General features: G+C 69.1%; 13 protein-coding genes. 5 read left to right on the forward strand and 8 right to left on the reverse strand.

The genetic code is table 11. The annotated features are described in order from the left end of the window. Positions 1 to 239 precede the first annotated feature (239 nt). Entirely contained in the window at positions 240 to 1205 is a 966-nt protein-coding gene (locus tag PGN12_16730) for a cation diffusion facilitator family transporter (GenBank protein MEH3105532.1), read from the forward strand. Positions 1206 to 1474: 269 nt separating this feature from the next. Here PGN12_16730 and PGN12_16735 read toward each other — a convergent pair whose 3' ends face one another. From PGN12_16735 to PGN12_16770, 8 genes are all read right to left on the reverse strand, one after another. Beyond that, positions 1475 to 3559, reverse strand: coding sequence for a prolyl oligopeptidase family serine peptidase (locus PGN12_16735; GenBank protein ID MEH3105533.1), 2085 nt, complete (start codon positions 3557 to 3559; stop codon positions 1475 to 1477). 50 nt (positions 3560 to 3609) lie between these two features. Beyond that, the gene (locus PGN12_16740) at positions 3610 to 3981 is read right to left on the reverse strand and encodes a hypothetical protein (protein ID MEH3105534.1); all 372 of its coding nucleotides are present in this window, start codon (positions 3979 to 3981) and stop codon (positions 3610 to 3612) included. A 425-nt stretch (positions 3982 to 4406) separates the two neighbouring features. Then, positions 4407 to 5405 (reverse strand): quinolinate synthase NadA, encoded by a 999-nt coding sequence (gene nadA / locus PGN12_16745; protein ID MEH3105535.1) that lies wholly within the window; start codon positions 5403 to 5405, stop codon positions 4407 to 4409. Between the two features lie 345 nt (positions 5406 to 5750). After that, the gene (locus tag PGN12_16750) at positions 5751 to 6458 is read right to left on the reverse strand and encodes a DUF4230 domain-containing protein (protein MEH3105536.1); all 708 of its coding nucleotides are present in this window, start codon (positions 6456 to 6458) and stop codon (positions 5751 to 5753) included. Further along, positions 6443 to 7300, reverse strand: a complete 858-nt coding sequence (locus PGN12_16755; GenBank protein ID MEH3105537.1) for an MBL fold metallo-hydrolase — start codon at positions 7298 to 7300, stop codon at positions 6443 to 6445. The genes PGN12_16750 and PGN12_16755 overlap by 16 nt, the downstream gene beginning before the upstream one ends. Before the next feature lie 156 nt (positions 7301 to 7456). Then, positions 7457 to 9079: a peptidase M56 gene (locus PGN12_16760; protein MEH3105538.1), complete on the reverse strand. Its 1623-nt coding sequence runs from the start codon at positions 9077 to 9079 to the stop codon at positions 7457 to 7459. Further along, positions 9076 to 9444 (reverse strand): BlaI/MecI/CopY family transcriptional regulator, encoded by a 369-nt coding sequence (locus PGN12_16765; protein MEH3105539.1) that lies wholly within the window; start codon positions 9442 to 9444, stop codon positions 9076 to 9078. Before PGN12_16765 ends, PGN12_16760 begins: the two co-directional genes overlap by 4 nt. A 96-nt stretch (positions 9445 to 9540) precedes the next feature. Then, entirely contained in the window at positions 9541 to 11193 is a 1653-nt protein-coding gene (locus tag PGN12_16770) for a thiamine pyrophosphate-binding protein (protein ID MEH3105540.1), read from the reverse strand. A gap of 205 nt (positions 11194 to 11398) precedes the next feature. Here PGN12_16770 and PGN12_16775 point away from each other — a divergent pair, with 205 nt between their 5' ends. Genes PGN12_16775 through PGN12_16790 form a run of 4 tightly spaced genes read left to right on the forward strand, consistent with a single transcriptional unit; the run spans position 11399 to position 14017 of the window. Beyond that, positions 11399 to 12112, forward strand: coding sequence for a CoA transferase subunit A (locus PGN12_16775; GenBank protein ID MEH3105541.1), 714 nt, complete (start codon positions 11399 to 11401; stop codon positions 12110 to 12112). Continuing rightward, the gene (locus PGN12_16780; protein MEH3105542.1) at positions 12109 to 13056 is read left to right on the forward strand and encodes an acid phosphatase; all 948 of its coding nucleotides are present in this window, start codon (positions 12109 to 12111) and stop codon (positions 13054 to 13056) included. The genes PGN12_16775 and PGN12_16780 overlap by 4 nt, the downstream gene beginning before the upstream one ends. Continuing rightward, positions 13053 to 13367 carry a DUF5076 domain-containing protein gene (locus tag PGN12_16785; protein MEH3105543.1) on the forward strand — a complete coding sequence of 105 codons (315 nt, stop codon included), beginning with the start codon at positions 13053 to 13055 and terminating at the stop codon, positions 13365 to 13367. Before PGN12_16780 ends, PGN12_16785 begins: the two co-directional genes overlap by 4 nt. After that, a complete protein-coding gene (locus tag PGN12_16790) occupies positions 13367 to 14017 on the forward strand; it encodes a 3-oxoacid CoA-transferase subunit B (GenBank protein ID MEH3105544.1) in 651 nt (216 codons plus the stop codon). Before PGN12_16785 ends, PGN12_16790 begins: the two co-directional genes overlap by 1 nt. Positions 14018 to 14021: the final 4 nt, after the last annotated feature.

Here is a 14021-nt window from a genome sequence, read left to right on the forward strand (position 1 = left end):
GCTCGGTCGGAACCCCGCTCCTGAGCCGTCATTGCGAGCGTAGCGAAGCAATGACGATGAGGGGCAGCAGATATCCCCAACGACACCTGTCACCCCGGCGAAGGCCGGGGCCCAGTTGGGAAGGCCTCTCAGGTGAAGCGCAACGCTGGTCACCTGCGGCACCCGACTAGATACCGGCCTTCGCCGACGTACATCACCTAGTGCTGTCACCCGCCCCGGCCTGATGGTAGATGCCGCGCATGGGTCACGGGCACCATCACCATCACCATCACCACCACGGCCACGATCACGGGCATGACCACGATCACGGCCATTCCCACGCACATGCCACCCCGCCCGAGCGCTGGGATCATGTGTTCGCGATCGGGATCGCGCTCAACCTCGTCTATGTCATCGCCGAGGGCGTTGCCGGCTGGCTGTTCGACTCGGTCGCGCTGCTCGCCGACGCCGGGCACAATCTCTCCGACGTGCTCGGGCTGGCGGTGGCATGGGGCGGCGCGGCGCTGGCGCGCACCGCGCCGTCGAAGCGCTTCACCTATGGGCTGAAGGGGTCGACGATCCTCGCCGCGCTCGCCAACGCGCTGCTGCTGCTGGTCGCGATCGGCGCGATCGCGCTGGAGGCGGTGCACCGCTTCGGGTCCGCACCCGCCGTGCCGGGGCTGACCGTCTCGGCCGTCGCCGCGCTCGGGATCGCCGTCAACGCGGTGACCGCATGGCTGTTCGCGCGCGGGCGCAAGGGTGATGTCAACGTCCGCGGCGCCTATCTCCACATGCTCGCCGACGCGCTGGTGTCGGCCGGGGTGGTCGCGGCCGGGGTCGTGATCTGGCTGACCGGCGCGGCATGGATCGACCCGCTGGTCAGCCTCGTCATCGCGGTGGTAATCTTCTGGCAGACCTGGGGGCTGCTGCGCGAGACCGTCGAGATGTCGCTGTCCGCGGTGCCGCGCGGAATCGACTATGACCGGGTCAAGGACGCGCTCGCCGCGCTGCCCGGCGTCGAGGCCGTGCATGACCTCCACATTTGGCCGATGTCGACCACCGAACCGAGCCTGACCGCGCATCTGCGCATCCCGGCGGGGCATCCGGGCGACACGTTTCTGGAGGATGTGCAGGCGATGCTGCACGAGCGCTTCGGAATCGGCCATACGACGGTACAGATCGAGACCGGCACCGCCTGTACGCTCGCGGACGAGCGCACCGTCTAGGGTCTGTACTCAATCGCAACAAGGTCGTGACGGAGCGGATTTTGGCGCCAGGCCAGGAGCAAGGAGGGAGCGATGCTTTTGCATCGTGACCGACGCGCAACGCCGCACGGCGCCAAAAGCCGCCCGCCGCGGAGCGGTCGCCTGAGGAAGGCCGCCCAGCATCGTCGCTCGCTTGCGGGTAGCTCTGCTACCCGGCTGCGCTGCACTCCTCGTGGGCGACCTTCCTCAGGCGATCTCGATCCTTGTTGCGATTGAGTACAGACCCTCGGCTATCTTCGGATCAATTCGCGTCCCAGGAACGCATTCAGCAGCGCCGCGCGGCGCGCATCTTCCGCATGATCGGCGCCGACCGAATGCCCGCCCTCCAGATATTCGTGGAAGTAAACCGTGTTCCCGTTCTGCTTCAACAACGCCGCCAGCTTGCGCGCATGGCCGGGATGAACGCGGTCATCCTTGGTCGAAAGATAAAAGAATACAGGCGGATAGCGGACCCCGGCCCTCACGTTCTGATAGGGTGAGTAGCGCCGGATGAACGCCCAGTCGGCGGGCTTGTCCGGATCGCCATATTCGTCGATCCACGACGCTCCAGCGGACAGATGCGAATAGCGCCGCATATCCTCCAGCGGCGACCCCGCGATCACCGCCCCATAGAGGTCCGGCCGCTGCTGCATCGCCACCCCGACCAGCAAACCGCCGTTCGAACGCCCTGAGATCGCAATCTTTCCTTTCGTCGACACGCCGGTGCGGACCAGATCGTCGCCGACCGCGTGGAGGTCGTCGAACACATTCTGGCGCTTCTCGCGAAGCCCTGCCTGATGCCAGCGCGGCCCATATTCGCCGCCGCCACGCAAATTGGCGAGCACATAGGCCCCGCCCTGCTCGACCCAGAACAGCGCCAGCGGCCCGGCGCGATAGGGTTGCTCGGTGAGATAGGTCGGCGTCTGTGCGTTGCGGAACCCGCCATAGGCATGGATCAGCGCGGGGGCCGGCGCGGTCGCGCCCTTCTTGGTGACGAGGAAATAAGGCACGCGCGTGCCGTCGCGCGACGTCGCAAAGCGTTGCACCACCTGATATTTCGCCGCGTCGAACCGCGCCGGCAGCGCCTGTACCGCGCGTGGCGCCGTGCCCGTGCGCGCCGCATAGAGTGTCGGCGGGGTGAGCATCCCCTCGACGGTGACGAACGCCGCGTCGCTCTTTCCCGTCGTCGCGCCGAGATGAAGCGTGCTGTTGCCGGGCAGCGCGACCGGGGTCTGCGTCCAGCGCCCGTCAGGTTGACGGCGCAGCGCGACCAGCCGGCCCGACACGTCGTCGAGCAATTTGACCCATAAGACGTTGTCGCTGGCCGAGACATCCTCGATCGCCTGCGTCGCGCTCGGTGCCATTACCAGCTCGCCCTTGGGATGACGCCCGGCGATGATGTCAGGGAGCGACCAGGCGACGAGCGCACCGGCCGGGAAGCCGTCGGCGGGTTTGTTGAGCTTCGCGATCGCTCGCCCGCCGATCACGTCGGTGACGTCGGCACCCTTGGGCAGTCCGAGCGGGACGAACCTGCCGTCCGCCGCCTGCACCAGCAGCTCGCGCTCGAAAAAGGTGTGGCCGACGCTGACCATCGGCCAGCGACGCGTGGCGTCGACGAACGCCGCCGCGCCGACCTGCACCGCGCTGGCCGGCGATTCGTGGACGGTGGTCGCTGCCGCCAAGGGCGTGCCGCGCTTCCACAATTTCGCAATGCGCGGATAGCCGGAGGTCGTCAGCGACCCTGCACCCCAGTCGGTCGCGACCAGCAACGTGTCGCGATCCACCCAGACGACGTCACTCTTCGCCTCGGGCAGGACGAAGCCGTCGTCGACGAAACGGCCGGTGGTCAGGTCGAATTCGCGGACCACCTGCGCGTCGGTGCCGCCGGGGCTGAGCCGGACGAGGCAGCGCGCATAATCGGGTTCGAGGCACGTCGCGCCGTGCCAGACCCAGCTCTTGCCCTCAGCCTTGCCGAGCGCGTCGACGTCGATCAGCGTGCGCCATTGCGGGCGACCGGCCTGATAGTCGGCGAGCGTCGCGACCCGCCACAATCCACGCGGATTTTTCGCATCGCGCCAGAGGTTTGTGACGCGGTCGCCGAGCACAGTGTCGACCTCGGCGATCTGCGCCTCATCGTCGAGGATCGCCTTGGCGCGGGCGCGATCCTGTTCGAAACGCGGGCTTTTGGTGAGCAGCGCCTCGGTTTCGGCGTTCCATGCCTTGACCTGCTGGAGCGCGCGCGTGCCCTCGGTCTGCTCCAGCCAGAGGTACGGGTCGGCGGCAGGGGCAGCGGCGAGGACGATCGGGGCGAGCGCGAGCGGGATCAGACGGTGCATGACGATATGGTAACGGCTGCCACGATCGGGCGGAAGGGCGCGCGACGCCATCAGAAGAATCGCTCCAGCCAGGCGGCGGTCGCCTCGGTGAGCCCGACGATCTTGTCGGTCGCTTGCCGGTACAGCTTGAAATCGAGCTCGAATTGCGGCGCGTCATCAGGACCTTGGCGCCAGGCGCGCAACTCGCCTCGTCCGCAGGCGCGCTTCGCCACGCCCTCCCGGCGGATCGTGACCGAGACGCGCGGGGTCTGGCGCAGCGCGTCGGTGCGTGGCGTCGCGACGGCGGCGGTCACGATCCCGCGCGCGATGAGCCCGCGGCCGCCATGCGTCTCGCTGGCGAAGAGGAAGATACGGTCGCCGATGTTGATCGTCTTGCCGCCGTACATCGCCTTTTGGGCGATGAAGGTTGCCGTATCGGCCATGGGATCGTCGATCGCGGCCTTGAGGGCGAAATGGAAAAAGGCACGTGGCATCAGCGGGTTGCGCGGGGCACTACCGGCGTTCGGAACGCGGATGTTTGCGAAGTTCGCGCAAAACGAGCGTCGAGAGGGCGGTGGGGCAAGGGCATGGGCGTCACGCCGGCCAGTCTAGCCGATGGGGTGCGGTGTAGGACAGGGGTGGTGTGGCAACGGCCAACGCTCCCCTCGCGCCGTCGCCCCTGCGGAGGCAGGGGCCTATGGCTGTGTCGTCCGGGCGGACGGGTTGACACAATAACGCCAGTTGTCGTGTCAACGTCGCGCGGCACAAGACAGACATGGGCCCCTGCCTGCGCAGGGGAGACGCCCCGCGCGGGTTGCACGCAACGACATACACATCGCCCCTGCCTCCGCAGGGGTGACGGCGGAGATCAGTCGCCCGTCACCTTCGCCGGACCGAGGTCGCCCTGCCCGACCGTCGTGCTCGCCATCGCCAGCATCGCGTCGAGGCTCTTCTTGGCCTGCACGCGCAAACCTTCGTCCATCTCGATCCGCGGGGTCAGATCGCGCAGCGCGACATAGAGTTTCTCCAGCGTATTCAGCGCCATATATGGACAGATATTGCAATTGCAGTTCCCGTCCGCGCCCGGCGCGCCGATGAAGGTCTTGCCCGGCAGCGCCTTTTCCATCTGGTGGATGATGTGCGGTTCTGTCGCCACGATCAGCGTGTCGCCCGGCATGGCCATCGCGTAATCGAGGATACCGCGCGTCGAGCCGACGTAATCGGCATGGTCGAGGATCACCGCCGGACATTCCGGGTGCGCCGCGATCGGCGCGGTCGGATACTGCGCGCGCAGCTTGAGCAGCTCGGTTTCGCTGAACGCCTCGTGGACGATGCACACGCCCGGCCACAGGATCAGATCACGCCCGGTCTTGCGCGCGAGATAGCCGCCGAGGTTGCGATCGGGGCCGAAGATGATCTTCTGCTCGGGCGGGATCTTCGACAGGATCGTCTCGGCCGAGGAGGAGGTGACGATGACGTCGCTGAGCGCCTTCACCGCCGCCGAGCAATTGATATAGGTGAGCGCGATGGCATCGGGATGCTGCGCGCGGAACGCGGCGAATTGCTCGGGCGGGCAACTGTCCTCAAGGCTGCACCCGGCGTCCATGTCGGGGAGGATCACCGTCTTCTGCGGCGAGAGGATTTTCGCCGTTTCGGCCATGAAGCGCACGCCGCAGAAGGCAATGACGTCGGCGTCGGTCGCCTGCGCCTTGCGGCTGAGGTCGAGACTGTCGCCGACGAAGTCCGCGAGGTCCTGGATCTCGGGCTTTTGATAGTAATGCGCGAGGATCACGGCGTCGCGCTCCTTGCGGAGGCGGTCGATCTCGGCGCGCAGGTCGAGGCCCGTCAGGTTCGTCGGCTGTTCCATGTCCGGTCAGATGGCCTGTGCACGGGGCGCAATCAAGCGGAACGATGCGGGGGGCTGGCGAGCAAGGCGCAACAAAATCATCCATTCGCACTGAGCCTGTCGAAGTGCGTGTTACGTGCACTCCGCTTGGCGCACGTGCTTCGACAAGCTCAGCACAAACGGGGGTGGGCATGGACCGATACGCTCAACACGAACAAGTGGGCGTCATCCCGCGAAGGCGGGGGTCCATACGCGCAGGTCTTCGCAATGGTCGAGACGTCAGAGGTTCTGGATTCCCGCCTTCGCGGGAATGACGGTGGGGGGGGCGGGAATGACTGAGGACGGGTGGGCGAACGGACCCCCGCCCTACCGCGCGTTGCCGAGCACTTCCTCGAGCGAGCGCGTCAGGTCCCATTGGTCGCGATTGTCGGGGCGCGGCTCGCCGGTGAAACGCACCTCGACGTTGACCGGCAGATTGGCGGCCTCCAGCGTGCCCTCGAACAGGCGCTCCAGCGCGGCGCGGGCGTTCTCGCGTGCCTTGCGCATGTTCTCGGGCTCGCGCGCCTTGGCGGCGACGACGTCGGTCGCTTTCGCCGACACCTTCTTCTGCAACTCGGCCATTGCGCCGCGCGGCGGCAGGACGCCGGTGGTGGTGTCGATCGTCACGCGGCTCTCGTCGATATTGGGCGCGCCGACCGTCACGTCGGGCACCTCGACCAGCAAGCGGCGGCGGCGCTCGTCGTAGCGGAAGTCGCGCGGGCGCAGGCTGCCCAAGGGCACGAAATAATCGACGTCATACGGCGCCTTGATGACGCGGACATATTTGAGCCAGCCGAACATCCGCGTCGCCGAGGCGGTCGACTGGACGGTGCCCGACAGATGGCTCACGCGCAGCTCGTTGCTGCCGTACAGCCGCCCCGCGACGACGCGCGCGACCGCGACGCCGCTCCCGTCGGTGGCGACGGTGTATTTCTCGGTGAAATAGCGATAGCCGACGAAGGTCGCGACGAGGATCGCGGTGGCGATCGCGAGCGACACCAGCAGCTTGCCGAGCCCGGTCAGATGCTCCGCCATAGATCCCCCTCCTCCGTCACCAGCCCGCGCCGCGCGAGATCGAGCAGATGCGCGAGCACCGAACGCGACGCCGCGCCTAGCAAGCGTGCGTCGAGCCCGACGTACATGCGCGCGACCATCGCCGCGATCGGCTGCGGCCCCTCGCGGAGCTGCCGCAGGATCTGCCCCTCGCGCTGCTTGCGGTGGCCGAGCATCCCGCGCACCAGCCGCTGCGGGCGCTCGACCGCCTCGCCGTGGCCGGGGTAATAGATGCGGTCGTCGCGGAGCAGCAGCTTTTCGAGGCTCGCCATGTAATCGCCCATGTCGCCGTCGGGTGGTGAGACGACGCTGGTCGCCCAGCCCATGACATGGTCGCCCGAAAAGAGCGCGTTCGTCTCGGGCAGCGCGAAGGCGAGATGGTTGGCGGTGTGGCCGGGGGTGGCAACGGCCTGAAGGGTCCAGCCGTCGCCAGTGACCTGCTCGCCGTCCGCCAGTACGCGATCGGGGGCGTAATCGGCATCGAAGGCGGCGTCGGCCTGCTCGCCCGCCTCGCGTACCACCAGCGGCGCGCAGCCGGTGATCGGCGCGCCCGTCTCGGCGGCGAGGCGGCGCGCGGCAGGAGAATGGTCGCGGTGGTGATGGGTGATGAGGATCGCGCGAACCGGGCGCGCGGCGATGGCCCGGAGCAGCGCGGCGTGGTGCGCGTCGTCGGCAGGACCGGGGTCGATAATCGCGAGGTCGCTGGTGCCGACGAGGTGCGTCTGCGTGCCGGTGTAGGTGTAAGCCGAGGCATTGGGGGCGAGGACGCGCGTCACCAAAGGTTCCAGCGTCACGGCCACGCCGGTGGGAAGCTCGTCTGCCATCTGCGCTTCACATGGCGGCGGTGCCGGGCGGGTGCAAGGGTAGACGACACGCATCCGCCGTCACCCCGGCCTTGAGCCGGGGCCCCGCCTCTTCCTGGCGGCCGGAGGAAGAAACGGGATCCCGGCGCGAGGCCGGGATGACGGTGGAGGAGATGGTCAATCGCGGTCGGCGATGCGGCGGCGCATGTCGGCGAGTTCGCGGTCGAGCGAGGCCAGCGCCTCGGCGCGTTGCGCGTCGGTCAGGCCCGTATTGACCGCCAGCCCGGCACGGGCGCTTTCCAGACCGGCCAACGCGGCGCGGAGCGACTGACGACGCAGCTTGTCGGCGTCGAGGCGGACCCGCATCGCATCCATCTGCGCCGCGTGACGCGCCGCCCACGCCGCCTGTCGCTCGACACGCGCCGATTCGAAGGCGGCCCGACGTTCGATCTGTGCGGCCTGACGCTGCACGCGCGCGGCGTCGAGCGCGGCCTGTCGGGCGGCATTGCGCCCCAGTTCGGCGTCGCGTGCGCCCAGCTCGGCGACGTCGGCGTCGCCGGGCACCGGCGGAACCGGCGGCATCGGCGGCATCGGCGGCACCGGCGGGACCGGCCCGGTGGCGGGCACCGGCGGGGCCGGTGGCGCCGGCGGCACGGGCGCAGGGTTGGCGGCGAGATACCGTTCGGCCGCGTCCCCGGTGTAGGTGGTGGTACGGCCGTCCCTGGTGACGATGACCGTCGTGTGCCGGCCCTTGTCCGTCTGCACGCTGATATGGCGGGTGCCCGGCTCCGTCGGCATGTCGGGCACGTCGGGCGTTTCGGGAGTCTCGGGCATCTCCGGCATCGTCATCTCGATCCCCGTCGCATCTTCCACTCCGGCGCGCACGCGCTCGGCGGCCTGCGTGCCGGAGGCGGTGAAGGCGAGGCCGCCGATCGCCAGCGCCATGATCGCCATGCTGCCGGTCGCGGTCTGCGTGCGCGTGGCGTTCTTCTTGCCGAGCATCTTCAGTCTCCCTTTCAGATCCTTGACGGTGTTGAGGTGGCAGGCCGGCGACACCGCGCGACCGTGCGCGGCCTTGACGATCGCGCAGCCATAAGCGTGGCGCGCCGCCCCACCGGAGCGCGCCAGCACGCGCGCGTCATTGGCCATTTCCTGATCGGCGCGGAACTTGCGGAAGGCCGTCCACGCCAGCGGGTTGAACCAGTGCAGCGCGAGCACCGCCAGCGCGACCCAATTGGCGACCAGATCGCCGCGCGCGTGGTGGCCCAGCTCGTGTTCGAGCGCGAGCGCGCGTTCCTCGGGATCGAAGCGTGCCGCGAAGTCGCGCGGGAAGGCGACGACGCGATCGAAGACGCCGAAGGCGAGCGGGCCGTCGGTGGCGGCGCTCTGCACGACGGTGATCGAGCCAACGCGGTCGACCGCGATCCCAAGCCGCAGCACGTTGTAGCGGAAGCGGAGATAGCCGACCGCCTGCCACACGAGCAGCAGCGCCGCCCCGCCCAGCCACAGGCCCAGCGCGACCGGCGGCCAGCCGAGCGCGGTATGGGTCGTCTCGACCGGCAGCGTGGCGACCGGATCGCCGAGCATGATGACGATCGGCTCGGGCGCGGGCAGCACCGGCAGCGCCTCGCCGCGCCAGCCCTCGGGAAGCGGCGGCATCACCATCCGCAGCGCGGGCAGCGCCCACAGCGCATAGGCGACGCGCGCGCCGAACGCGTTGCGGACCGGTCCGCGCAGGACCAGAACGGCCAGCATCAGCAGCGCCGACGCCAGCATCGCCTCGAGTGCCCAGCCGATCATTGCTTGAGCGCCTTGAGCAGGGCTTCGATCTCGCTGATGTCCTGATCGCTGAGCGCGTCGCGTTCGGCGAGGTGCGCTACGAGCGGGGTCAGCCGGCCGCCGAACAGCCGGTCGATCAGTCGTTCGGATTCACGCGCGACATAATCCTCGCGGCGCACCGCCGGGCTGTAGAGATAGCGGCGGCCGTCGACCTCGTGGCGGACGGCTTCCTTGCCGAGCAGCCGCCCGAGCAGGGTCTTGACGGTGGCGGCGCTCCAGCCGCGCTCCGGGTCCACCCGCTCGGCCACATCCTGCGCGGTGAGCGGGCTTTCGTCCCACAGCACCTCCATGACCGCATGTTCGGCATCGCTGATCCGTTCGACCACGACTCGCTCCCTCGTCACGCTTATCGACTACAGCTGTAATCATGTCGATTACGTCTGTAGTCAATAGCGATTTCACGGGAGGTGGCCGGTTATTCCTTACAGCTTGCGCTGCCGGAGCGCCGTCAGCGTGGTCGCGGGGGTGATTTGCTCGATGTCGGTGCGGCAATGGAGCAGCCGCACCCCCGACGCGGCGCGCAGCCGGTCGAGCGCGGGGGCGAAGTCGGCGGTGCGCTCGATCGTCTCGGCGGTCGCGCCGTATGCGCGGGCGAGCGCGGCGAAGTCGGGGTTGTGGAGCCGGGTCGCGGCGGGGCGGTCGGGGTATTCGCGCTCCTGGTGCATCCGGATCGTGCCATAGGTGGCGTTGTCGACGACGATCACGAGCAGGTCGGCATGGTGCTGGACCGCGGTCGCCAGTTCCTGCCCGTTCATCAGGAAGTCGCCGTCGCCCGCGACCGCGACGACGCTGCGTCCCGGCCGGCGCAGCGCGGCGGCGACCGCCGCGGGCAGGCCATAGCCCATCGCACCGGCGGTCGGCGCGAGCTGCGTGCCCGGCCCGGCATAGCGCCAGTAGCGGTGCCACCAGCCCGAGAAATTGCCCGCGCCGTTGCAGATGATCGTATCGCCGGGCAGCGCGTCGCGCATCGCCGCGACGCACGGGCCGAGGTCGAGCGCGACGCCATCGCGCGGCTGCGGCACCGTCCAGGCCTCGTAATCGCGACGCGCCTCGGCGGCATGCGGGTGCGCACCGCCGTCGAGCGGGACCAGCGCCTCGGCGAACTCCGCCATGCCGGCGCAGATCGCGAGGTCGGTGGCATAGACGCGGTGCAGCTCCGCCGGATCGGGATGGACGTGCACGAGTCGCTGGCCGGGATGATCGGGGCTGACGAGCGCATAGCCGTCGGTGGTCGCCTCGCCGAGCCGCGCACCGACCACCAGCAGCAGATCGGCGTCGCGGACGCGCGCGACCAGCGCCGGGTTGGGGCCATAGCCGAGGTTGCCGGCATAGGCCGGGCAGTCGTTGGCGATCGCGTCCTGGCGGCGGAAGGCGGCGGCGACCGGCACGCCCGCGCGCGTCGCCCAGTCGGCGAAGGCGTTGGCCGCGGCGGTGTCCCACCCTGCCCCGCCGACGATCGCGAGCGGGCGCTCGGCGGTGGCGAGCAGGTCGCGCAGCCGATCCAGCGTGTCGGCGTCGACATCCTGCGACACGCGGTCGACGCGCGCGCGATCGGTCGCCTCCACCTTATCGAGCAGCATGTCCTCGGGCAGCGCCAGCACCACCGGCCCCGGCCGCCCGCTCACCGCGGTGGCATAGGCGCGCGCGACATATTCGGGGATGCGCCGCGCATCGTCGATCCGCGCCGCCCATTTGCACAGGGGCGCGAACATCGCCGCGAAGTCGATCTCCTGAAACGCCTCGCGGTCGCGGGTGCCGCGGTCGACGTCGCCGATGAACAGGATCATCGGCTGCGAATCCTGATGCGCGACATGGACGCCGATCGCGGCGTTGGTCGCCCCCGGCCCGCGCGTGACGAAGGCGACGCCGGGGCGGTGCGTCAGCGTGCCGTCGGCACACGCCATGAACGCCGCCCCGCCCTCCTGCCGGCACGTCACCACGTCGATCTGGGGCGTGTCGTGGAGCGCATCAAGCACCGCGAGGAAGCTCTCCCCCGGTACGGTGAACACGCGGTCGCAGCCCTGTGCGACGAGCTGGTCGACCAGAATACGGCCACCGGTTCTGAGGCTTGTCATGGGCGGGCAGCCTAGAGGGAAGCGAAGGTGCCGCAAGGGGGTTGTGGTCTAGCCCTTCCACGCCGTCGCCCCGGACCTGATCCGGGATGACGGAAGGGGCGGCGGGGCCGTTGCCTTCGCGGTGCCGCGCGCTAAGGAGCGGGGGTGTGCGGCACGGGGCACCGTGGCGCGCGCGATCCGAGGGCCGGACGGGAGTGGGCAAGCCGTGGTCGATAAGGTGTATGACGATGCCGCCGCCGCACTGGACGGGCTGCTGTTCGACGGGATGACGATCTGCGCCGGCGGGTTCGGGCTGTGCGGCATCCCCGAGCGGTTGATCGACGCGATCCGCGACGCGGGCACCAGGGACCTGACGATCGCGAGCAACAATGCCGGGGTCGATGGCGAAGGGCTCGGCAAGCTGCTGCGCACGCGGCAGGTGAAGAAGATGATTTCTTCCTATGTCGGCGAGAACAAGGAGTTCGAGCGGCAATTCCTGTCCGGCGAGCTGGAGGTGGAATTCTGCCCGCAGGGCACGCTGGCGGAACGGTGCCGCGCGGGCGGCGCGGGCATCCCCGGCTTCTACACCAGGACGGGCGTCGGTACGCAGGTCGCCGAGGGCAAGGAAGTGAAGGTCTTCGACGGCGAGGAGTATATCCTCGAACGCGGCATCCGCGCCGACCTGTCGATCATCAAGGGCTGGAAGGCCGACGAGAGCGGCAACCTGATCTTCCGCAAGACCGCGCGCAACTTCAACCAGCCGATGGCGACCGCGGGCCGGATCTGCGTCGCCGAGGTGGAGGAAGTGGTGCCGGTCGGCACACTCGACCCCGATCACATCCACCTGCCCGGCATCTATGTGAAGCGGATGATCGTCGGCAGCCCCTACGAGAAGAAGATCGAGTTCCGCACCACCCGCCCGCGCGTGCAGACAGCGTGAAGCGCGCGGGCGTCCTGCTGGCGCTCGCCGCGACGCTCGGCGGATGCGCGGCGCAGCGGCGGGTGCTGCTCGGGCGGCCGAGCGCGCCGGTGCTGGCGGTCGATCCGCCCACGCCGCCGGGCGTACCGCCCGCGATGGCATGGCTGTACGGTTCCGGCGAAGCGGCGGCGCTGTCGGAGCAGGCGTATAACGGCATGGTCCGTTATGTCCGCGACGTGCTTACTGTCGCACGCGACCGGCGCGGGCGGCTGCCGTCGCAGCGCGCCGCTGGGACGCTGCCGCGCTGGCCGGCGTCGGTGGTGCTCGCGCCCGGCGCGACCGCGGCGAGCGCGGAGACGGTGCCGTGCGGGACGCTGCCGCCCGCGGTGGTGCTCGACATGGACGAAACCGCGGTGCTCAACCTCGGCTACGAATATGACGATGCGCAGACCGCGCGCGGCTTCGACCAAAAGCGTTGGGAGCGCTGGGAACAGGCCGGCGCGACACGCGTGGCCGCGGTGCCGGGGGCGGTGGCGGCGTTCCATGCGTTGCGCGCGATGGGGGTGACGATGGTCATCAACACCAACCGCTCGATCACCAATGCCGAGGCGACTGCGCAGGCGCTGACGAACGCCGGGCTCGGGGAGTTCCGGCACGGCGAGACATTGTTCCTGAAGGGCGATGCCGACGGCAAGTCGGGCAAGGACGGGCGGCGCGCAGCGATCGCGGCGAAATATTGCGTCGTCGCTTTGGCCGGCGACCAGCTCGGCGACTTCGCCGACCTCTTCAACCCGCCCGGCCCGGCCCCCGCGGTCGGACGGCGGATGCTGACCGCGGTCGCGCCGATCGAGGCGCGTTGGGGCAATGGCTGGTTCGTATTGCCCAACCCCGTCTACGGCACAGGGCTGGGCAGTGGCTGGGACGAGACCTTCCCGGCCGACAAACGCTGGAAGGACGTGCCATGACCGACGAACCCAAGGGCGCGATTTCGCTGGAGCATGGCGACGTGCTGACCGACCGTTCGGCGGAGGTCGCGCGGATCTGGGTCACCGATGGCGCGGGCGCGTCGGTGTGGATCAACGCGGGCGTGCTCGATGACGCGGAGGTGTTCGGCTATCTGATGGCCGACACCGTCCGCCACGCCGCGCGCGCCTATGCCGGCACTTACGGCATGACCGAGGACGAAGCGTTGCAGGCGATCGTCGCCGGGCTGAGCGCGCAATTGCGCGAGCAGGCGACCGAGATCACCACCATCCAGAACGGGAGCCTGAACTGATGTCGCAGGAAGCGAAGGGCTGGGATCGCAACGGCATGGCGGCGCGCGCCGCGCGCGAGCTGAAGGACGGTTATTACGTCAACCTCGGGATCGGCATTCCGACCCTGGTCGCCAACAACATCCCCGACGGGATGACAGTGACGCTCCAGTCCGAAAACGGGATGCTGGGCATCGGGCCGTTCCCCTATGACGACGAGGTCGATCCCGACCTGATCAACGCCGGCAAGCAGACGATCAGCGAGTTGCCCTCCTCGGCCTATTTCGGCAGCGAGCAGAGCTTCGCGATGATCCGCGGCGGGCATATCGACCTGACCGTGCTGGGCGCGATGGAAGTGTCCGAGGGCGGCGACATCGCCAATTGGATGATCCCCGGCAAGATGATCAAGGGCATGGGCGGCGCGATGGATCTGGTCGCGGGCGTCAAGAAGATCATCGTCGTGATGGAGCATGTCTCCAAGGATGGCAGCCCGAAGTTCCTGCCCGCCTGTTCGCTGCCGCTGACCGGGAAGAACGTCGTCGACATGATCGTCACCGATCTGGCGGTGTTCCAGCGCCCCGATCACGACTCGCCGTTCCGGCTGGTCGAGCTGGCGCCGGGCGTCACCGCGGACGAGGTCGCGGCGAAGACGGCGGCGCGATACGAGGTTTGAGGCG

Source organism: Sphingomonas phyllosphaerae (assembly GCA_036946405.1).
Taxonomy (GTDB): Bacteria; Pseudomonadota; Alphaproteobacteria; order Sphingomonadales; family Sphingomonadaceae; genus Sphingomonas; species Sphingomonas phyllosphaerae_D.